The sequence below is a fragment of the Streptomyces sp. ASQP_92 genome, assembly GCF_025399895.1.
Taxonomy (GTDB): domain Bacteria; phylum Actinomycetota; class Actinomycetes; order Streptomycetales; family Streptomycetaceae; genus Streptomyces.
In genome coordinates, this window is record NZ_JAODUA010000001.1 from 1,001,451 (window position 1) to 1,019,423 (window position 17,973).

General features: G+C 72.0%; 18 protein-coding genes. 12 read left to right on the forward strand and 6 right to left on the reverse strand.

What is annotated here, in order from left to right; genetic code table 11:
• Positions 1–2 precede the first annotated feature (2 nt).
• From N4G70_RS04370 to N4G70_RS04385, 4 genes are all read left to right on the forward strand, one after another.
• Positions 3–1,133 (forward strand): ArsA-related P-loop ATPase, encoded by a 1,131-nt coding sequence (locus tag N4G70_RS04370; RefSeq protein WP_261711018.1) that lies wholly within the window; start codon positions 3–5, stop codon positions 1,131–1,133.
• 69 nt (positions 1,134–1,202) lie between these two features.
• The gene (locus N4G70_RS04375) at positions 1,203–1,664 is read left to right on the forward strand and encodes a DUF5304 domain-containing protein (RefSeq protein WP_261711019.1); all 462 of its coding nucleotides are present in this window, start codon (positions 1,203–1,205) and stop codon (positions 1,662–1,664) included.
• A gap of 185 nt (positions 1,665–1,849) precedes the next feature.
• On the forward strand, positions 1,850–2,803 hold the full coding sequence (locus N4G70_RS04380; protein ID WP_120724158.1) for an ROK family glucokinase: 954 nt from the start codon (positions 1,850–1,852) through the stop codon (positions 2,801–2,803).
• A gap of 148 nt (positions 2,804–2,951) precedes the next feature.
• A complete protein-coding gene (locus tag N4G70_RS04385) occupies positions 2,952–3,740 on the forward strand; it encodes an endonuclease/exonuclease/phosphatase family protein (protein ID WP_261711020.1) in 789 nt (262 codons plus the stop codon).
• A gap of 374 nt (positions 3,741–4,114) precedes the next feature.
• Here N4G70_RS04385 and N4G70_RS04390 read toward each other — a convergent pair whose 3' ends face one another.
• Positions 4,115–4,705, reverse strand: a complete 591-nt coding sequence (locus tag N4G70_RS04390) for a hypothetical protein (protein WP_261711021.1) — start codon at positions 4,703–4,705, stop codon at positions 4,115–4,117.
• Entirely contained in the window at positions 4,698–5,477 is a 780-nt protein-coding gene (locus N4G70_RS04395; RefSeq protein ID WP_261711022.1) for a carboxylesterase, read from the reverse strand. Before N4G70_RS04395 ends, N4G70_RS04390 begins: the two co-directional genes overlap by 8 nt.
• Before the next feature lie 155 nt (positions 5,478–5,632).
• Here N4G70_RS04395 and N4G70_RS04400 point away from each other — a divergent pair, with 155 nt between their 5' ends.
• From N4G70_RS04400 to N4G70_RS04420, 5 genes are all read left to right on the forward strand, one after another.
• Positions 5,633–6,412, forward strand: coding sequence for a 1-acyl-sn-glycerol-3-phosphate acyltransferase (locus tag N4G70_RS04400; RefSeq protein WP_261711023.1), 780 nt, complete (start codon positions 5,633–5,635; stop codon positions 6,410–6,412).
• Between the two features lie 49 nt (positions 6,413–6,461).
• The gene (gene macS / locus N4G70_RS04405; protein ID WP_261711024.1) at positions 6,462–7,676 is read left to right on the forward strand and encodes a MacS family sensor histidine kinase; all 1,215 of its coding nucleotides are present in this window, start codon (positions 6,462–6,464) and stop codon (positions 7,674–7,676) included.
• Entirely contained in the window at positions 7,673–8,362 is a 690-nt protein-coding gene (locus tag N4G70_RS04410) for a response regulator transcription factor (RefSeq protein WP_261711025.1), read from the forward strand. Before macS ends, N4G70_RS04410 begins: the two co-directional genes overlap by 4 nt.
• A gap of 144 nt (positions 8,363–8,506) precedes the next feature.
• Positions 8,507–9,535, forward strand: a complete 1,029-nt coding sequence (locus tag N4G70_RS04415) for a 6-phosphofructokinase (protein ID WP_261711026.1) — start codon at positions 8,507–8,509, stop codon at positions 9,533–9,535.
• A 114-nt stretch (positions 9,536–9,649) separates the two neighbouring features.
• On the forward strand, positions 9,650–10,648 hold the full coding sequence (locus tag N4G70_RS04420) for a 2-hydroxyacid dehydrogenase (protein ID WP_261711027.1): 999 nt from the start codon (positions 9,650–9,652) through the stop codon (positions 10,646–10,648).
• Positions 10,649–10,660: 12 nt separating this feature from the next.
• Here N4G70_RS04420 and N4G70_RS04425 read toward each other — a convergent pair whose 3' ends face one another.
• The 3 genes from N4G70_RS04425 to N4G70_RS04430 form a co-directional block, all read right to left on the reverse strand.
• Entirely contained in the window at positions 10,661–12,511 is a 1,851-nt protein-coding gene (locus tag N4G70_RS04425) for an anthranilate synthase family protein (protein ID WP_261711028.1), read from the reverse strand.
• A 103-nt stretch (positions 12,512–12,614) separates the two neighbouring features.
• Entirely contained in the window at positions 12,615–12,671 is a 57-nt protein-coding gene (locus N4G70_RS37120) for a trp operon leader peptide (protein WP_078516689.1), read from the reverse strand.
• A 53-nt stretch (positions 12,672–12,724) separates the two neighbouring features.
• Entirely contained in the window at positions 12,725–14,713 is a 1,989-nt protein-coding gene (locus tag N4G70_RS04430) for an N-acetylmuramoyl-L-alanine amidase (RefSeq protein WP_261711029.1), read from the reverse strand.
• 188 nt (positions 14,714–14,901) lie between these two features.
• Here N4G70_RS04430 and N4G70_RS04435 point away from each other — a divergent pair, with 188 nt between their 5' ends.
• Positions 14,902–16,233 carry a class II 3-deoxy-7-phosphoheptulonate synthase gene (locus N4G70_RS04435; RefSeq protein ID WP_261711030.1) on the forward strand — a complete coding sequence of 444 codons (1,332 nt, stop codon included), beginning with the start codon at positions 14,902–14,904 and terminating at the stop codon, positions 16,231–16,233.
• Between the two features lie 187 nt (positions 16,234–16,420).
• Complete coding sequence (locus N4G70_RS04440) at positions 16,421–16,681, forward strand: bacterioferritin-associated ferredoxin (RefSeq protein WP_261711031.1); 261 nt, start codon at positions 16,421–16,423, stop codon at positions 16,679–16,681.
• Positions 16,682–16,700: 19 nt separating this feature from the next.
• On the opposite strand, the gene bfr is transcribed toward N4G70_RS04440, so the two are convergent.
• Positions 16,701–17,180: a bacterioferritin gene (bfr, locus tag N4G70_RS04445; RefSeq protein ID WP_120724184.1), complete on the reverse strand. Its 480-nt coding sequence runs from the start codon at positions 17,178–17,180 to the stop codon at positions 16,701–16,703.
• 153 nt (positions 17,181–17,333) lie between these two features.
• Here bfr and N4G70_RS04450 point away from each other — a divergent pair, with 153 nt between their 5' ends.
• On the forward strand, positions 17,334–17,966 hold the full coding sequence (locus N4G70_RS04450; RefSeq protein WP_261711032.1) for a sulfite oxidase-like oxidoreductase: 633 nt from the start codon (positions 17,334–17,336) through the stop codon (positions 17,964–17,966).
• Positions 17,967–17,973 lie beyond the last annotated feature (7 nt).

Consider the following 17,973-nt stretch of genomic DNA (forward strand, 5'->3'; position numbering starts at 1 on the left):
ACGTGCGTACGGTCCTGGTCACCGGCCCCGGCGGCGCGGGCCGCACCACCGTCGCGGCGGCGACCGCGCGCGCCGCCGCCCGGCGCGGCACCCGGGTCACCCTGCTGACCGCGGACCGGCTGCCCGGCGAACTCGCCGGGGTCACCGTCCGGCGCGTCGAGGCGGCGGCCCACTTCCGCGCCGAACTCCTCGCCTTCCAGGACCGCGCGGGCGCCGCCCTCGACCTCCTCGGCGCCTCCCGCCTGGACGCCGAGGAACTCACCGAACTCCCCGGCGCCGAACAGCTCGCCCTGCTCGCCGCCCTGCGCGAGACGGCGGCCGGCGAACCCGGGCTGCTCGTCGTCGACCTCCCGCCCGCCGACCGCGCCCTCGCCGCCCTCGCGCTGCCCGAGCAACTGCGCCGCTATCTGCGCCGCCTCCTGCCGCCCGAGCGCCAGGCCGCCCGCTCACTGCGCCCGGTCCTCGCCCAGCTCGCCGGGGTGCCCATGCCCGCCCAGTGGCTGTACGAGACCGCCGCCCGCTGGGACCGCGAACTGGCCGCCGTCCAGGCCGTGATCGAGGACCCGGGCACCACCGTGCGCCTGGTCGCGGAGCCGGGTCCTGCCGCGGCCGATGCGCTGCGCACCGCACGGCTCGGCATCGCCGTGCACGGCCTCGCCCTCGACACGATGGTCGCCAACCGGCTGCTGCCCGCCGAGACCCCCGACCCCTGGCTCGCCGGGCTCGTCGCGCAGCAGCGCAAGTACCTGGACGAGCTGGCCGGGGAGTTCCCCGCCGTGCGCGAGGTGGCCCACCTCGGCCGCGATCCGCGCGGCGACGACGACCTCGACCTCCTCGACGCCGGTCACGGGCCCGACGAGAGCGTGCCTTCGCCCCCGCGATGGGCCGTCCACGACCGGCTCGCCGAGGACGGCGTCCTGGTGTGGAGCCTGCCGCTGCCCGGCGCCGTCAAGGACGGGCTCTCGCTGGTGCGGCGCGGTGACGAACTCCTGCTCACCGTCGGCCCGTTCCGGCGGATCGTGCCGCTGCCCTCGGCGCTGCGCCGCTGCACCGTCACCGGTGCCGGGCTGCACGACGGCGTTCTGGACATCCGGTTCGCGCCCGATCCCGAGCTGTGGCCCCGCGGACAGTGAACGCGATACCTCCGTTCGGGTAACGTCGAGAGAAACGACACCGTAGGAAACCAGCGGCTGGAGTCCGCCATGAGCGAAGCCACCGAGCGCCCCGCCCCCGACGCGGATGCCTGGGCCGACGCCTGCGCCGAGGACCTGGCCGCCGAGCAGGAACGCCGGCGCGCCCAGTACGGCCCCGAGCCGGGGTCCGCCGCCGAGGAGCTGCGCAAGCTGCTGGGCGCCGTCACCGACAAGTTCGCCGGGCTCTTCGACGGCCCCTCGGGCCTGTCCGGCATGGCGGCCCAGGGCGCCGTGCAGCAGCTCATCAGCCAGGCGAAGGCCGCCGTCGAGCCCGTCATCGAGCGCAACCCCGAGGTCTTCGACCACCTCGCCGCGGCCGGCGGGGAACTGCTCGCCGCCTACCGCTCGGCCGTCGAGGGCCACGAGAGGCGCTGGACGTCCGACGCCGACCGCAAGGGCACCGGCCGCGAACGCACCGGCCGCGAAGGCGACGAGGGCCCCGGCCCCACCGAGCACATCGACCTCGACTGAGCCCTCCGACGAGACCCCCGCCCCGGCCCGCCGCCCCGCGAGCCGCCCGCCCCGACATCCGGACCGGTACGGACAAAGCGCCGCCCCCGTCCCACCCCCCGGACGAACGCGGGCTCGGCACGCTGGGTGCCGCCCCGGCTCGGGTACGGTTGGCCGTAGCGGGGCTCGACCGAACTGAGGGATTCATGGGACTCACCATCGGTGTCGATATCGGCGGCACGAAGATCGCGGCGGGCGTGGTCGACGAGGAGGGCAACATCCTCTCGACCCACAAGGTGCCGACTCCCGGCACGCCCGATGCCATCGTGGACGCGATCGCCTCGGCCGTCGACGGCGCGCGCGTCGGACACGAGATCGTGGGCGTGGGCATCGGGGCCGCCGGTTACGTCAACCGCCAGCGGTCCACCGTCTACTTCGCGCCCAACATCGACTGGCGTCAGGAACCGCTGAAGGAGAAGGTCGAGCTGCGCGTCGGCCTCCCGGTCGTCGTCGAGAACGACGCCAACGCGGCCGCCTGGGGCGAGTACCGCTTCGGCGCCGGCAAGGGCCACCGCAACGTCATCTGCATCACGCTGGGCACCGGCCTCGGCGGCGGCATCATCATCGGCAACAAGCTGCGCCGCGGCCACTTCGGCGTGGCCGCCGAGTTCGGCCACATCCGGATGGTGCCGGACGGCCTGCTGTGCGGCTGCGGAAGCCAGGGCTGCTGGGAGCAGTACGCCTCAGGCCGCGCCCTGGTGCGCTACGCCAAGCAGCGCGCCAACGCCACCCCCGAGCGCGCCGAGTTCCTGCTCGGGCTCGGCGACGGCACCCCCGAGGGCATCGAGGGCAAGCACATCTCGATGGCCGCCCGTCAGGGTGACCCGGTGGCGGTCGACTCCTACCGCGAGCTGGCGCGCTGGGCGGGCGCGGGCCTGGCCGACCTGGCCTCGCTCTTCGACCCGTCCGCCTTCATCGTCGGCGGCGGGCTCTCGGACGAGGGCGAGCTGGTGCTCGACCCCATCCGCAAGTCCTACAAGCGCTGGCTGGTCGGCGGGAACTGGCGCCCGGTCGCCGATGTCATCGCGGCCCAGCTCGGCAACAAGGCCGGTCTGGTGGGCGCGGCCGACCTCGCGCGCCAGCCCGACCCCATCATGTAGAACCCGTACCACCGACGGCGCCCGCCGGGTCCACGCCGGACCGGCGGGCGCGCTGTCATACGGACGCCCGACCCTGTAGGACCCGTACCGCCGACGGCGCCCGCCGAGTCCACGCCGGACCGGCGGGCGCTGTCATACGTTGTGGACCATGAGCACCCCCGACGGCGAGCTGCCCGCGTCCGCGACGGAGAGCGGCTCGGCCGTGATCCGCGTCCTCAGCTACAACATCCGCTCGATGCGCGACGACAACGCGGCGCTGGCCCGGGTGATCCGCGCCTGCGCGCCCGACCTCGTCCTGATCCAGGAGGCACCCCGCTTCTTCCGCTGGCGCAAGGCCGCGGCGCGCCTCGCGGCGGCGACCGATCTGGTGATCCTCGGCGGCGGGGCCACCGCCGCGGGCCCGATGCTGCTGTGCTCCCTGCGGGCCACCGTGGAACGCACCGAAGACGTGCTGCTGCCGCTCACCCCCGGCCTGCACCGGCGCGGTTTCGCTACCGCGGTGGTACGGATCGGCGGGGCGAGGCTCGGCGTACTGAGCGCCCACCTCAGCCTCCAGGAGGCCGAGCGTTACGAGCAGACGGGGGCGCTGCTCGACCGGCTCGCCGGGATGGGGGTGGACCACGCGATCGCGGGCGGCGACCTGAACGAACGGCCCGACGGACGCGGCTTCGCCCGGCTCGCCTCGGCCCTCCAGGACTGCCGGCAAGTGGCGCCGTGGGGTGGGGAGTTCACCTCCACGCCGACCGACCCCCACCAGCGCATCGACGCGATCTTCGCGACCCGGGGCATCGAAGTCCTGGGCTGCGGCGTCCCGTTGGACCTCGCGGCCCCGGCCGACCTGTGCGCGGCCACGGATCACCTTCCGGTGCTGGCGGCCGTGCGCGTCCCGACCGGATCGCTCCGCGGGGGTGAGCGGGATCAGGTGCGGGCCCGCTGATCCTCTCCGCGCAGTTCCCCGCGCCCCTGACCCCCTTCTGTCCGCGGACCGTGCTCGCTTTTCGCGCAGTTCCCCGCGCCCCTGGCAGTGCTGGTGCCGGCCCGCATGGGGGCATTTTCAGCCTGTCCGGCGTTTGAGGACGAGCGCGGTTCAGGCGCGATGCGGGGTCTGGGGCGGAGCCCCGGGGAACCCTGGTTTCGTGTGCGGGCCGTGGTCGCTTTTCGCGCAGTACCCCGCGCCCCTGGCAGGACCGGTGCCGGCCCGCATGAGCATCCTCAGCCCGTCGTGGGGGTCCCCCCTGGCCCTTAAGGCCTTGGGGGAGATTGAGGACGAGCGCCCTTCAGGCGCGAACGGGGTCCGGGGCGGAGCCCCGGTTAGACGACCGCGCCCCGGCCCGGGTCGTCGTCGTCCTCGTCCGGCCGCATACGGGCGAACAGCGTCGCGATGCCGCCCAGGAAGCCGCCCACGCCGAGCAGGGTGAGCCACCACGTCATGTCCCAGCCGAAGATCGCGGCGAGGATCAGCAGGAGCGGGCCGCCGATCACCCCGAGCCAGGCGAACTTCGCCGCCGCGTCGGCCTCCGGCAGCGGGGGCGGCTCCGGCGGCACGAAGTGACCCTCGTCCAAGGGATCCGAGGGGTCGGAGGGGGCCGAGCCCGCACCCTCGTCGGCCGGCTCCGCCGGCGTGAAGTCGCGGGGCCCGCCGACGCCCGGCGCGAACACCACCGAGCTGCCCAGGGCGGGCTTGTCCAGGCCCTTGTCGGGCCCCTTGGTCTTGACCGCCGGGTCGGGCTCCTCGCCCTCCTCGGCCGTCTCGTCCTCGATCAGGGCGAGATCCTCCACCGATCTGAAGGGTCTGGTGCCGGGCGGGTCGGCCGGTTCCTCGCCGTATCCCGCCACGATCGCCGCCCAGGCCGCCTCTTCGTCGATCGGCTGCGGCTCGCGGTCCGCATCGTGCTCAGCCACCGCTCGTGCTCCCCTTCTTCCCGACGCTCGGAGCGAGGCGGCCGATGAACGAGTAGCTCTCCTCGAAGATCCGCTCCGCGTCATGGTCCAACGTCGCCACGTGGTAGCTCTGTTCCAGCAGGATCTCCTCGACGTCGGTGGAGGAGACCCGGCTGAGGATCCGCGCCGAGTCGGCGGGCGGCACGACATGGTCCTGCGGGCTGTGCAGAACCATCAACGGCTGGGTCACCTGCGGCAGTTCACCGTCGACGATCCTGAAGAAGGTGCGCAGCGAGTGCGCCGCGTGCAGCGGCACCCGGTCGTAACCGATCTCCTGGGAGCCCTCCAGCGCGATGTCGCTGGCGATGCCCTTGGTGGACGGCACGAAGTGGCGGACCACCGGCAGGGCGCGGGCGGCGACGCCGTGCACCTTGTTGCCGGGGTTGACGAGCACCAGACCGCTGACCGCGTCGCCGTGCTTGGCGGCGAGCCGCAGCGCGAGGGCCCCGCCCATGGAGAGCCCGAAGACGAACACCTGGGTGCAGCGCTCCAGGAGCTCGCTCAGGGCGCGGTCCACCTCCGCGTACCAGTCCTGCCAGCCCGTGAGCTGCATGTCCTGCCAGCGGGTGCCGTGGCCGGGCAGGAGCGGCAGCGAGACCGTGAGGCCGCGCTCGGCGAGGTGGTCGGCCCAGGGCCGCAGCGACTGCGGGGAACCGGTGAAACCGTGGCAGAGGAGGACGCCGACCTCTCCGCCCTCGTGGCGGAACGGCTCGGCTCCAGGGAGGACCGGCACCAGGGGTCTCCTGTTCATGAGCAGGGGCGGGGTTCGTGCGGGGGAGTCGTACTTCACGGTACGCGACCGGACCGACACCGACCAGGGCCGTCGCGCGGGAGGCCGGGTCCGGCACGGGTTAAGGTCTGTTCGACAAGCACAGGAAGGCATCCGAGTTGATCTACGGCGCTATGAAGTTCTCCATCGGCGGCTCGCTGAAGCTCGCCTTCAGGCCGTGGGTGGAGGGCCTGGAGAACATCCCCGCCGAGGGTCCCGCGATCCTCGCGAGCAACCATCTCTCCTTCTCGGACTCCTTCTTCCTGCCGGCCGTCCTCGACCGCAAGGTGACCTTCATCGCCAAGGCCGAGTACTTCACCTCCCCGGGGGTCAAGGGCAAGCTGACGGCCGCCTTCTTCAAGGGCGTCGGCCAGCTCCCGGTGGACCGGTCCGGCGCCCGGGGGGCGGGCGACGCCGCGATCAAGGCCGGCATCGACGTCATCAGGGCCGGCGGCCTCTTCGGTATCTATCCCGAGGGCACCCGCTCGCCCGACGGCCGCCTCTACCGCGGCAAGCCGGGCGGCCTGCCGCGGGTCGCGCTGGCCACCGGCGCCCCCGTCATCCCGGTCGCCATGATCGACACCGAGAAGATCCAGCCGCCGGGCAAGGTCGTCCCCAAGCTGATGCGCCCCGGCATCCGGATCGGCAAGCCGCTCGACTTCAGCCGGTACCAGGGCATGGAGAACGACCGGTTCATCCTGCGCTCGGTGACCGACGAGGTCATGTACGAGATCATGAAGCTCTCCGGCCAGGAGTACGTCGACATCTACGCGACGGCCGCCAAGCGGCAGATCGCCGACGAGGCCAAGCGCGTCGCCGACGAGCACAAGGCCGCCGAGCGGGCGGAGAAGGCCCGTGAGATCGAGCAGGCCAAGCGGGCGGAACGGCCCGGCGACTAGCCGCGTCCCTCCAGGGGGGGCGGCCGGGTCCCGGTCAGGGGTGGGGGAGATGGCGAAGCGCGAACGAGTCGTCCGGATGTCGGTGGAACTGCCGCTGTGGCGGGCCCTGACCGGCTACCGGGTGCTCACCACGCTCTACGCGCTGGCGATCTTCGCCAGCGGCTACGAGAAGTTCGAACGGCCCTGGGTCGGCATCGGCTACCTCGCGGTGCTCACCGTGTGGACGTTCGCGACCCTGCCGAACGTGGCGAACGCGGCCGCCTGCACCAGGCCCTTCCTCGCCGTCGACCTCGCCGTGATGCTGGCCGGCATCCTGCTGACCCCGCTCGCGGACCTGGACGCCCAGCACGTCGACGGCCCCACGCTGCCGACCATAGCGACGGCCGGCGCGGTCCTCGCCTACGCGATCAAGGGCGGCTGGCGCTGGGCCGGGTTCGCCTCCTCGCTGGTGGCCGTCGCCAACATCGTGGAGCGCGCCCACCCCACCCGGGACACCTTCCACAACGTGATCCTGGTGTGGATCGCCTCGATCGCGATCGGCTACATCGTGGAGGTGGCCCGGGCCAGTGAGGCCACGCTCGCGCGGGCCCTGGAGATCGAGGCGGCCACCCGCGAGCGCGAGCGCCTGGCCCGCGACATCCACGACAGCGTGCTCCAGGTGCTTGCCATGGTGCAGCGCCGAGGCAGTGCCCTGGGCGGCGAGGCCGCGGAACTTGGCCGGCTCGCCGGTGAGCAGGAGGTCGCCCTGCGCACCCTGGTCTCCAGCGGCATGGTCGCGCCGACCCGCGCCTCGGAGGACGTCGCCAACGGCGCCGTCGTGCGGGTGGTGGAGGTCGACGACGAGCCGGGTGACGCCGGGGACGTGGACCTGCGCTCGCTGCTCGCGCGGCACGCCGGATCGAGGATCTCCTTCGCGGAGCCGGGCGCCCCGGTGCTCCTCGCGTCCCCCGCCGCGCGGGAGCTCGCGGCCGCTGTCAGTGCCGCCCTGGACAATGTCCGTATGCACGCGGGGGATTCGGCCCAGGCCTGGATCCTGGTCGAGGACTGGGGGGACGAAGTGGTCGTGACGGTACGGGACGACGGGCCCGGAATCCCGGCGGGCCGGCTGGAGCGGGCCGAGGGGGAAGGGCGCATGGGCGTCGCCCTCTCGATCCGGGGCCGGCTGCGCGACCTGGGCGGCACGGCGGAGCTGATCTCCGTGCCGGGCCAGGGCACGGAAGTCGAACTGAAGGTCCCACGGGGGAAGGCAGGACGGAACGGATGACGGAGCAGCACACGGCGCGGGCGGACACGACGGTGAGGGTGATGGTGGTCGACGACCACCCGATGTGGCGCGACGCGGTCGCCCGCGACCTCGCCGCCGCAGGGTTCGAGGTGGTCGCCACGGCCGGTGACGGCCCCCAGGCGGTGCGCCGGGCCCGGGCCGCGGCGCCCGACGTCCTGGTCCTCGACCTCAATCTGCCGGGCATGCCGGGCGCCCAGGTCTGCAAGGAACTGGTCGCCGCCAACCCGGCGTTGAGGGTGCTGGTCCTGTCGGCCTCGGGCGAGCACGCGGACGTCCTGGAGGCGGTGAAGTCGGGCGCGCTGGGCTATCTCCTCAAGTCGGCCAGCACCGAGGAGCTGACCGACGCGGTGCGCCGCACGGCCGTCGGCGACCCCGTGTTCACCCCCGGCCTGGCCGGCCTGGTCCTCGGGGAGTACCGCAGGCTCGCCCGCGACCCCGCGCCCGCGGCCGCCGACGAACCGAACGCCCCCCGGCTCACCGAGCGCGAGACCGAGGTGCTCCGCCTGGTCGCCAAGGGCCTGAGCTACAAGCAGATAGCCGAGCGCCTGGTCATCTCGCACCGCACCGTGCAGAACCACGTCCAGAACACCCTGGGCAAGCTCCAGTTGCACAACAGGGTGGAGCTGGTGCGGTACGCGATCGAGGCCGGCCTCGACGACGCCTGAGCGGGCCATCCCCCGTACGAGTGACCGACGGACCGTCAACTCCCGTACGGATCAAGGGAATTGACCTTCCGGCCCATCCCGGAGTGACGTACGTCACCACTAGCGTGGACCGCGTACGTCACTCCCAGGTGAAGGGACCATTCCATGCGGGTCGGAGTACTGACCGGAGGCGGTGACTGCCCCGGGCTCAACGCCGTCATCCGGGGCATCGTCCGCAAGGGTGTGCAGGAGTACGGATACGAGTTCACCGGGTTCAAGGACGGCTGGCGCGGGCCCCTGGAGGGCGACACCGTCAAGCTGGACATCCCGGCGGTGCGCGGCATCCTGCCGCGCGGCGGCACCATCCTCGGCTCCTCGCGCACCAACCCCCTCAAGGCGGAGAACGGGGTCCGCCGCATCAAGGAGAACCTCACCAAGTACGAGATCGACGCCGTGATCGCGATCGGCGGCGAGGACACCCTCGGTGTCGCGGCCCGCCTCAGCGACGAGTACGGCATCCCCTGCGTCGGGGTGCCCAAGACGATCGACAACGACCTGTCCGCCACCGACTACACCTTCGGGTTCAACACCGCCGTCGGCATCGCGACGGAGGCCATCGACCGGCTGCACACCACGGCCGAGTCCCACATGAGGGTCCTCGTCGTCGAGGTTATGGGGCGGCACGCGGGCTGGATCGCGCTGCACTCGGGCCTGGCCGGCGGCGCCAACGTCATCCTCATCCCCGAGCAGCGCTTCGACGTCGACCAGGTCTGCGCATGGGTCACCTCCCGCTTCAAGGCCTCCTACGCCCCGATCGTCTGCATCGCCGAGGGCGCCATGCCCAAGGACGGCGAGATGGTCCTGAAGGACGGCACCCTGGACTCCTTCGGGCACGTACGCCTCTCCGGCGTCGGGGAATGGCTCGCCAAGGAGATCGAGAAGCGCACCGGCAAGGAGGCCAGGACCACCGTCCTCGGCCATGTGCAGCGCGGCGGCACCCCGAGCGCGTTCGACCGGTGGCTGGCGACCCGCTTCGGACTGCACGCCATCGAGGCGGTGCGCGACGGCGCCTTCGGCATGATGGTCGCGCTGCGCGGCACCGACATCGTGCGGGTGCCGATCTCGGAGGCGACCGCGAAGCTGAAGACCGTGGACCCCGCGCTCTACGCCGAGGTGGGCGTCTTCTTCGGCTGATCCGGCCGGGCGGGGCGGGGCTGTGGGCCGTATATTCGCGACATCCGGCCCATGGCCCTCATCGGCGGCCGATGTGGTCGAAAGGCGCCCCCCTTCGCCCCTTCAGGGAGAGTCGTGGACATCCTCGCGTTCGGCGTGCAGGCCGACGAGAAGCCGCTGATCGAGCGGGCCTTCGCGGGCCACCACCCGGTGCGCTGCCTGGACGTCTTCCTGACCGAGGACACCGCCCCGATCGCCGCCGGGTACGAGGTGATCTCCACCAGCGTCAACGCCAGGCTGGACGCCCGGGTGCTCCAGAGCCTGGCCGTCGGCGGCACGCGGATGATCGCCCAGCGCTCCACGGGCTTCAACAACATCGACCTGGAGGTGGCCGCCCGCCTCGGCCTCACCATCGCCCGGGTCTCCCACTACTCCCCGTACTCGGTCGCCGAATTCGCCTGGACCCTGGCGATGGCCGTGAACCGGCGCATCGTGCGGGCCTCCAACCGCACCCGCGACTTCGACTTCCGTCTCGACGGGCTGCTGGGGCGTGACCTCCGGGGCCGCACGGTCGGGGTGCTCGGCACCGGGAAGATCGGCGAGGCGTTCACCCGGATCGCCCATGGCTTCGGCATGAACCTGCTCGGCTGGGACGTGGCCCACAACCCGTCCTGCGTCGAGCTCGGCATGACGTACGTCGACAAGGACGAACTCTTCGCGCGCGCCGACGTGATCAGCCTGCACGTGCCGCTGCTGCCCTCCACCCAGCACCTCGTGGGGCGCGCGGAACTCGCCTCGATGAAGGACGACGCGATCCTGGTGAACTCCAGCCGGGGCGGGCTCATCGACACGGACGCCCTGGTGGGCGAGTTGCGCAAGGGCCGCTTCGCCGGGGTGGGCCTGGACGTGTACGAGGCCGAGGCGGGTCTGTTCTTCCTCGACAAGTCCCTGGAGGCCGTCGAGGACGACACCCTGGCCCGGCTCGTGACCTTCCCCAACGTGGTGGTCACCTCGCACCAGGCGTACTACACCCGGGAGGCGGTGGGTCAGATCGTCGCGGCCACGGTGGAGAACGTGGCGGCCTATGGGGAGGGCCGCCACACCGAGAACGTCCTGGTCCCCGCCCCCTGGTGAGGCGGCGCGCGTTCAGCGCACCGCCGCCACCCCCGCGAGCAGCTCCCTGACGACCTCGGGTCCGCGCAGGGTCAGCACCGACTCCGGATGGAACTGGATGCCCGCGTAGCCCGGGCCGCGCAGCGCGTGCACCTCGTGCGTCACCGGGTCCCGCGCGATCTCCACACCGGGCAGCTCGCCCGCGCACCGCGCCGCGAAGCTGTTGTAGAAGCCGACCGTCTCGGCCCGCCCGAACAGGTCGATCCGCCGCTGCGCACCCTGGTGCGGCTCCCGCTTGCGCACGATGTCCAAGCCCAGCTCGGCGGCGATCAGCTCATGGCCCAGGCACACGCCGAGCAGCCCGTGCCGGTGCGAGCGCAGCAGCTCCGCGGCGAGCGGGCGAAGCAGCGCCATCTTCGGGTCGGCCGCGTCCGAGGGGTCGCCGGGCCCCGGGCCGAGGATCACCGGGCCCCGGTGGCCCAGCGCCCGCTCCCGCAGCCCGGGGGCGTCGTAGCGCAGCACCGAGACATCCAGGCCCGCCGAGCGCAGCACATGCGCGAGCATCGCCGTGAACGTGTCCTCGCCGTCCACCACCAGCGCCGATCCGCCCGGCTCGGCCGGCCGCTCCCGCATCCGCAGCCAGAACGGCGCGAGGTCGGCCCGCCGGGCGTCCAGGGCGGCCCGCACCCGCGGGTCGTCGGCGAGTCGCGGGCGTACGGAGCCGGTGGCCGGCCGGCCGGGCCGCACCCCGAGCGCCGCGAGGACACCGGCGGCCTTCGCATGGGTCTCGGCGACCTCGCTCGCCGGGTCCGAGTGGCGTACCAGGGTGGCGCCGACCGGGACCCTGAGACGGCCCTCGGGGGAGATGTCCGCGGTGCGGATCAGGATGGGCGAGTCGAGCGTCTGGGCGCCGCCCGCGTCCCGGCCGAGCAGGGCGAGCGCGCCCGCGTAGTAGCCGCGCCCGCCGTCCTCGTACCGCTCGATGACGCGGCAGGCGTTCTGCACCGGCGAGCCGGTGACCGTCGCCGCGAACATCGTCTCCTTCAGGACCTCGCGCACGTCCAGGGAGGAGCGTCCCCTCAACTCGTATTCGGTGTGCGCGAGATGGGCCATCTCCTTGAGGCGGGGGCCGATCACCACGCCGCCCATGTCGCCGACGGTGCACATCATCTTGAGTTCCTCGTCGACGACCATCGACAGCTCGTCGGTCTCCTTGCGGTCGGCCAGGAAGTCCAGCAGGCCCTCGGGAGTGGGGCCGGACGCCGGATAGCGGTAGGTCCCGCTGATCGGGTTCATGACGACCGTGCCGCCGGACATCCGTACGTGCACCTCGGGGCTCGCCCCCACCAGCGTGCGGTCGCCTGTATGCACCACATACGTCCAGTACGCGCCCCGCTCGCCCGCCAGGAGCCGGCGGAACAGGGCGAGCGCGTCGGCCCGGCCGAAGCCGGGGATCTCGCCGGTGAAGGTGCGCCGGATGACGAAGTTGGCGCCCTCGCCGCGGCCGATCTCGTCGTCGATCACCCGCCGCACGATCCCGGCGTACTCCTCGTCGCCCACGTCGAAGCCGCCTCGCTCGACCCGCACCTCGTGCGCGGGCAGCTCGGCGAGGGCGTCCGCGAGGGGCAGTTCGTGCCGCTCGCCGGCGATCAGCACCGAGAGCGGGGTCCCGTCGTCGCGGACGTCGAAGCCGCGCTCCCTGATCTGCCGGAACGGCACCAGGGCGAGCGCGGGCCGGTCCCCGACGGGCAGATCGGCGAGGCGCTCGACCTCGTGGACCTCGCCGATCAACAGCTCGACGACATCGTGGTCGCGGCCCGGGGTGCGCCTGCGCAGCAGCGCGAACGGCGGGCAGTTCTCGTCCAACAGCCTCTGGATCAGCATGAGTCGGGGAATTCCTTCCGGGGGTGAGCGGGAGGAACGGCCCGGGAAAACACTGAAGGCCGCCCCTCGGGGCGGCCTTCGCGAGTCTGTGTACGCGCAGAGATCAGCGGGCCGCCGGATGAGCGGTCCACCACCAGTTCTGGGTCGAGTGCGCGAACATGGCGGGCACTCTACCCGACGAAACCGCCACCCGGCGGCGCCGTCGAAAAGGGCCTAGCCGGCCGGGGTGACCTGCTGGACGTCGGCGGCCCGCACCCAGGCGATCCGGTGGTTGTAGCGGATCGGGTAGAAGGTCCGGTCGCCCTTGACCAGGGTGCCGAGCGTGGTCCCGCCGTAGTAGTAGTCGCCCGCGACCGGTCCGCCCGCGGCCACGTAGGCCTGGCCGGCCGGGATCGCGTACTTGGTCAGGGCCGCGGAGTTGTTGCCCTGCACCGGCACCCCGGTGCCCGCGTAGGCCGCGTCCTCGGGGTACGAGCGCCCGTAGACCGGGACCGGCTCGGAGCCCCTGGCCTTCAGGACGACCGGGGCCGGGGAGCCCGCCACGGGGGAGGTGAAACGGCCGCCCGGGTTGTGGAACCAGGCCTTCTGCCCGCCGTACCAGATGGCCGTCCACTCGCCCTGCCGGTCCGCCACGACGTACCGGCCGCCCGCGACGACCTTGTTGGCCCAGTTCGGGCCCTCGGTCGCGATCTGCGTCCCCAGGTAGGGGTCGGCGAGCGGGGCGGCGTCGGTGGACGGGGAGGCGTACAGATAGCCGAAGTTGACGGGCTGGTCGAAGGTGGTGCGGACCTTGGTGGCGGGGTCGTAGTACGTCGTCGTACGGGGCGTGAACGACGGGACGACCTCGACGGCCTGACCGGCCTCGGGCATCCCCCGGCCCGGGCAGTTTTGCGAGCCCAGCAGCGTCATGTAGTGGTTCCAGTCCCAGAACGGACCCGGGTCCCAGTGCTGGCCGGCCACATAGCCGTCGAGCGGGCCCGGCACCTCGTCGTGGCCGAGGACGTGCTCGCGGTCCAGGGGGATGGAGAACCGCTCGGCCAGGTACGTCACGAGCCGGGCGGACGCGTCGTAGAGCGGCTCGCCGTACCAACTGCCCTGCTTCATCGCGAAGCCCACGTGCTCGACGCCGAGCGCGTGCATGTTCACCGACTTGTTGCCCGCGTGGTACGCCTCGTCCTTCGTGGCCACCACCTGGGTGACCAGGCTGCCGTCGTCCTTGACCACGTAGTGCGTGCTGGCGGAGCTCTTGGGGTCCTGGAAGGTCTTGATCGCGCTCTCGTAGGAGCCCTCGGTGTCGTGGAGCACGATCTGGCGGATGTCGAAGCCGCCGTCCGGCCGGGTCGCCACGTTGTAGTTGTTCGGGTCGGCGGGCTTCAGGTCGCAGGGGAGACCGGCCGGGCACTCCGGGGTCGCCGTCCCGGCCGAGGGCGCCGCGGTGGCGGGCGCGGCGGGCTTCACCCCGGGGTCGGCGGGCAGCGCGAGGGACTGGCCGTCGTCGGTGACCCGGCGCTCGCCGGAGCGCACCGAGTCGAAGACGCGCTCGGCGAAGGCGCCGGCGCCCCGGGCGTCGGGGGCCTGGCTGTAGCGCGCCACCGCCGGGTACCAGGCGCCCGGGTCGACCGGGAGCGAGCCGGTGGCCGCGCGCTGGTAGCGGGCGAGCAGGGCCGCGCCCGCCCGGATGCTCTGCCCGGCGTCGTCGCGGACCGCGTCCACCGGCGCGCCGATCAGGCCCGCGGCCTCGTCCAGGGTGTGCAGACGCGGGTCGGCGGTGTCCACGGGGGGCTCGGCGAGCGGCGCCCGCGCGGCGTCGAACCTCTTCATGACGGCCGGGTCGCCGCTCAGGTCGAGATGGGCGAGCCGCTCCTGGGCGCTCGGCCGCAGCACGTCCCCGGGCAGCACCCGGGTCAGGCCCATGACGTTGTACGCACCGGAGGTGCTGGGCCGCCCGTCGTGGTCCTCCCAGTGCGTCTGTCGGTAGGAGACCGCCATCAGCACGCTTTGCGGAACCCTGAACTCCTGTGCCGCGCGGGCGAATTGGGCCTGCCGGACCGAGGGCGCCGGGCCGCCGTCACGGGCCGCGACGCCCGGCGCGGCGAGCGCCTGCGGGCCGAGCGCCGTGAGCGCCAGCGCCCCGGCCAGCCCGTAGCCCAGCACCTTCCCCTTCGCGCGTTTTTGCTGGGTTTTGCCCCTGCTTCGACTCACGCCCACCCCTGGTCACCTTTGTCCGGAATTGAATGACGGCGTGAGATTAACAGGGGATGATCATGAACAGTCACGGTCCGGGACCTCCCGGACGGCAGGACTGCCCTTTCGGTCACGGGCGCGTGAGCGGCGTCTCATTTGGTGGTCGCCCGGGTGGACGGCTTGGCCGACCCCGTAATGTGGGTGCGGTGACCGTGAACGTAAACACCTGGCGTGAACTTCCCGCGGCGCAGCAGCCCGAGTACCCCGATGCCGAGGCTCTGCGCGATGTGATCGCGGACCTCGAATCGTATCCGCCGCTCGTCTTCGCGGGCGAGTGCGACCAGCTGCGCGCCCGTCTGGGAGCCGTCGCCCGGGGCGAGGCGTTCCTGCTCCAGGGCGGCGACTGCGCCGAGGCCTTCGACGCCGTCTCCGCCGAACAGATCCGGGCCAAGCTCAAGACCCTCCTCCAGATGAGCGCCGTCCTCACCTACGCGGCCTCCGTGCCCGTGGTGAAGGTCGGCCGCATCGCCGGCCAGTACTCCAAGCCCCGCTCCAAGGGCACCGAGACGCGCGACGGCGTGACGCTGCCCACCTACCGCGGTGACTCCGTGAACGGCTTCGCCTTCACGGAGAAGGACCGCGTGCCGGACCCCGAGCGCCTGAAGCGGATGTACAACGCCTCCGCCTCCACGCTCAACCTGGTGCGCGCCTTCACCACCGGCGGCTACGCCGACCTGCGCCAGGTGCACGCCTGGAACCAGGACTTCGTGAAGTCCTCGCCGTCCGGCCAGCGCTACGAGCAGCTCGCCCGCGAGATCGACAACGCGCTGAACTTCATGAAGGCCTGCGGCACCGACCCGGCCGAGTTCAAGGCCGTCGAGTTCTACGCCTCGCACGAGGCGCTGCTGCTCGACTACGAGTCGGCGCTCACCCGCGTCGACTCGCGCACCGGCAGCCTCTACGACACCTCGGGCCACATGGTCTGGATCGGTGAGCGCACCCGGCAGCTGGACGGGGCGCACATCGAGTTCGCCTCCCGGATCCGCAACCCCATCGGCATCAAGCTCGGCCCGACGACCTCCGTCGACGAGGCGCTCACCTACGTGGACCGCCTCGACCCGGACCGCGAGCCGGGCCGGCTGACCTTCGTCGTGCGCATGGGCGCCGACAAGGTCCGCGACAAGCTCCCCGAGCTGGTCGAGAAGGTCACCGCCTCCGGGGCGGTCGTCGCCTGGGTCACCGACCCGATGCACGGCAACACCTTCGAGGCGGCCTCCGGCCACAAGACGCGCCGCTTCGACGACGTCCTGGACGAGGTCAAGGGCTTCTTCGAGGTCCACAAGGCGCTCGGCACGCACCCGGGCGGCATCCACGTCGAGCTCACCGGTGACGACGTCACCGAGTGCGTGGGCGGCGGCGACGAGATCTTCGTCGACGACCTCCACCAGCGCTACGAGACGGCCTGCGACCCCCGCCTGAACCGCAGCCAGTCCCTGGACCTGGCGTTCCTCGTCGCCGAGATGTACCGCGACCAGTAGGCCCAGCCGGCCCGCAGAGGCGTACGCACAGCAATGGGGCGCGGATCCATGTGATCCGCGCCCCACTGGCGTATCCGGTCTGTCGCGCACCCGGGCCGACAGGTAAGGTTAGGGTTGCCTCACCGACGGAGCGGGAAACGGCCGATCGGGACGGGCCTCATTCGACCCCCGTCGATCACCCCGGGAGGTGAACCGCGTGTACGTATGCAACTGCTTCGGTGTCACCGAGGAGCAGGTCAAGAAGCACGCGGAGGGCGGTGCCTGCACCCCCCGCCAGATAGCTTCCGCCTCCAAGGCCGGCACCGACTGCGGTTCGTGCGTGCGCCGCATCCAGTCGCTGCTCGGACGCGGCGCCTGCCCCCGGCGCGAGCTGGTGGAACAGGGCCGGCCCGCGCTCACGGCCGTGGCGCCCGAGTTCGCCCCCGCCCTCGACGACGCCGCCGCCTGAGCCGCGCCCCGCGGGGCGTCTAGCTCTCGGGCTGCTCGATGAGCTGCGCGATGTAGAGCGGCTCCCCGAGCTTCTCGACCAGCTCCAGCTGGGTGTCGAGATAGTCGATGTGGTGCTCCTCGTCGGCCAGGATCGACTCGAAGATGTTCGCCGACGTGATGTCGCCCTTCGCCCGCATGACCTCGATGCCGCGCTTGAGGCGGTCGATCGCCTCGACCTCGATCTGCCGGTCCGCCTGGAACATCTCGGTGACCGTCTGCCCGATGCGCACATGGAAGAGGCGCTGGAAGTTCGGCAGACCGTCCAGGAACAGGATCCGGTCGGTCAGCACCTCCGCGTGCTTCATCTCGTCGATCGACTCATGACGCGTGTACTTGGCCAGCTTCGTCCAGCCGAAGTTGGCCTGCATCGCGCTGTGCAGCCAGTACTGGTTGATCGCCGTCAGCTCGGCACTCAGCTGCTCATTCAGGAATTCGATGACCTCGGGGTCGCCCTGCATCGCAGAGGCTCCTTCCAAGCGGTAACTGGGCAGGTTTCGCGCATCCTTGCACCGTGATCAGGGACCGTCCAGTAAGTGCATGCTTAGTAGGAGTTGCCCGAATCGGGACGTCCCTGGTCAACACCACCCCCCGGGGTCTGTCACCATGGAGTCATGGGTCAGCCGGAGAGCCGGGAGCGGCAGGGAGCAGCGCAGTCGGAGCTTCCGCCGGGTCAGCGCCTCCAGCGCGGCTGGCCGGTGACCCACTACGGCCCGGTGCCCAAGTTCAAGCCGGAGCGCTGGGAGTTCCGCGTCTTCGGGGCCACCGCCGACGGCGACAAGCACTGCTGGAACCACGAGGAGTTCTCGGCGCTGCCGTTCGAGACCGTGGTCGCCGATCTGCACTGCGTCACCAAGTTCTCGATGCTCGGGGCCGAATGGGGCGGGGTCAGCACCCGCACGATCGTCGAACTCGCGCCGCCCGCACCCGATGTCACCCATGTGATGGTGTGGGCCGAATACGGCTTCAGCTCCAATCTGCGGCTGGCCGACTTCCTCTCCGACCGCACCCTGTTCGCCACCCACAACGGCGGCGAACTGCTCACCGCCGAACACGGTTTCCCGCTGCGCCTGGTGGTGCCGCACCTCTACGCCTGGAAGGGCCCCAAGTGGGTCCGCGGCATCGAGTACATGACCACCGACCGCCGGGGCTTCTGGGAGGAGCGGGGTTACCACAACATCGGTGACCCCTGGCGCGAGCAGCGCTACTCCTACCAGGAGGAGCCCGGGGACGGCCCCGAGCTCTGAGCCGGCC

What these genes read in the sequence shown, in the direction of transcription:
- N4G70_RS04375 (WP_261711019.1), top strand. Translation starts at nt 1,203, where the DNA reads ATGAGCGAAGCCACCGAGCGCCCCGCCCCCGACGCGGATGCCTGGGCC.
- N4G70_RS04415 (WP_261711026.1), top strand. Translation starts at nt 8,507, where the DNA reads ATGCGGGTCGGAGTACTGACCGGAGGCGGTGACTGCCCCGGGCTCAAC.
- N4G70_RS04385 (WP_261711020.1), top strand. Translation starts at nt 2,952, where the DNA reads ATGAGCACCCCCGACGGCGAGCTGCCCGCGTCCGCGACGGAGAGCGGC.
- bfr (WP_120724184.1), bottom strand. Translation starts at nt 17,180, where the DNA reads ATGCAGGGCGACCCCGAGGTCATCGAATTCCTGAATGAGCAGCTGAGT.
- N4G70_RS04425 (WP_261711028.1), bottom strand. Translation starts at nt 12,511, where the DNA reads ATGCTGATCCAGAGGCTGTTGGACGAGAACTGCCCGCCGTTCGCGCTG.
- N4G70_RS04450 (WP_261711032.1), top strand. Translation starts at nt 17,334, where the DNA reads ATGGGTCAGCCGGAGAGCCGGGAGCGGCAGGGAGCAGCGCAGTCGGAG.
- N4G70_RS04380 (WP_120724158.1), top strand. Translation starts at nt 1,850, where the DNA reads ATGGGACTCACCATCGGTGTCGATATCGGCGGCACGAAGATCGCGGCG.
- N4G70_RS04410 (WP_261711025.1), top strand. Translation starts at nt 7,673, where the DNA reads ATGACGGAGCAGCACACGGCGCGGGCGGACACGACGGTGAGGGTGATG.
- macS (WP_261711024.1), top strand. Translation starts at nt 6,462, where the DNA reads ATGGCGAAGCGCGAACGAGTCGTCCGGATGTCGGTGGAACTGCCGCTG.